Annotated in this window: 1 protein-coding gene; it reads left to right on the forward strand. The window is 73.3% G+C overall.

Features of this window, described 5'->3' with window-relative positions; translation table 11 throughout:
- Window positions 1-76 precede the first annotated feature (76 nt).
- A partial coding sequence (locus ABEB00_RS25350; protein WP_345622507.1) for a polyketide synthase dehydratase domain-containing protein occupies window positions 77-1,497 on the forward strand: 1,421 nt, incomplete at its 3' end.

Here is a 1,497-nt window from a genome sequence, read left to right on the forward strand (position 1 = left end):
GGACCCGGGTTATTGGGTGGAGCACGTCCGTCGTCCGGTTCGTTTCGCGGAGGGGATCGCGGCTTCGGGTGGCTCGGTGTTCCTGGAACTCGGCCCCGGTGGTGCGCTGACGGGTGCCATTACGGAGTCGGCGGGTGAGGACGCGGTGGGCGTGTCCGCGATGCGCGACGAGCGCGGCGAGGCACAGACCCTGCTCTCGGCCGTGGCACAGCTCTTCGTGCGCGGCACCAAGGTGAACTGGGCCGCCCTCCTGCCCGAGGGTGCCACCGAAACCCACGTCGACCTGCCGACGTACGCCTTCGACCATGAGCAGTACTGGCTCCCGGCCGCCCGCCCCCTCATGGACGCCACCGCCCTGGGACAGGGCGCGGCGGATCACCCGCTGCTGGGTGCCGTCGTCCGGCTGCCGCAGTCGGACGGGCTGGTGTTCACCTCCCGGCTGTCCCTGCGCACCCACCCCTGGCTGGCCGACCACGCCATCGGGGGAGTGGTCCTGGTACCTGGCACCGGCCTGGTCGAGCTGGCCGTGAGGGCCGGTGACGAGGTCGGCTGCGGAGTACTGGACGAACTGGTCATCGAGGCGCCCCTGGTCGTCCCGGAGCAGGGTGCCGTACGCGTACAGGTCGCCGTCGGCGGGCCGGACGAGACCGGTGGCCGCAGCGTGGAGGTGTACTCCACGCGCCAGGACGCAGGCGCGGACGAGAGCGGTCCCGAGAGCTGGACCCGGCACGCCACCGGCAGCCTCAGCACAGCCGGCGCCCCCACCGGCACCTTCGACTTCTCCGCCTGGCCACCGCCCGGCGCCCAGCCGGTCGACATCTCCGACGGCTACCAGAAGCTGACACACGCGGGATACGGGTACGGACCGGCGTTCCAGTGCGTGCGGAAGGTCTGGCGGAGCGAGGGCGAGCTGTTCGCCGAGGTCGTCGTACCGCAGGAGGAACGGGAGAACGCCGCCGGGTTCGGCATCCACCCGGCGCTGCTCGACGCCGCACTGCACGCGAGCATCCTGGACGCCGCCGCCGAGGTGACCGAGGGCCCGGACACGGACACGGAGACGGAGGCGCAGGCGGTGGTGCGGCTCCCGTTCGCCTGGAACGGGCTCACCCTGCACGCCTCCGGCGCCACATCGATCCGGGTACGGCTGCTGCGGCCCGACCCGGACACGCTGTCGCTGGAAGCCGTGGACGACACGGGCGGCCTGGTGCTGACGCTGGACTCGCTGGTGTCCCGGGCCGTCTCCGGCGAGCAGCTCGAAGCGGCGGCCGGTGCGCCCGGCACCGACGCGCTGTTCCGGGTGGAATGGAGTGAGCTGCGGTCCGCGCCCGTCGCCGGCCCCGGTGCGGTGGCGGGGACGACGGTGATCGAGGCCCGCACCGGCGGGGCGGACGACACGCCCGTGGCGCTGGTGGGGCGGGTGCTGGCCGAAGTGCAGGCGTACCTCGCCGGCGGTGGTCCGGAGGACACCCGGCTGGTCGTGGTGACGCGGGGTGCGGT

Origin of the sequence: Streptomyces ziwulingensis (genome assembly GCF_039542605.1) — a bacterium.
In the GTDB taxonomy this organism is placed as follows: domain Bacteria; phylum Actinomycetota; class Actinomycetes; order Streptomycetales; family Streptomycetaceae; genus Streptomyces; species Streptomyces ziwulingensis.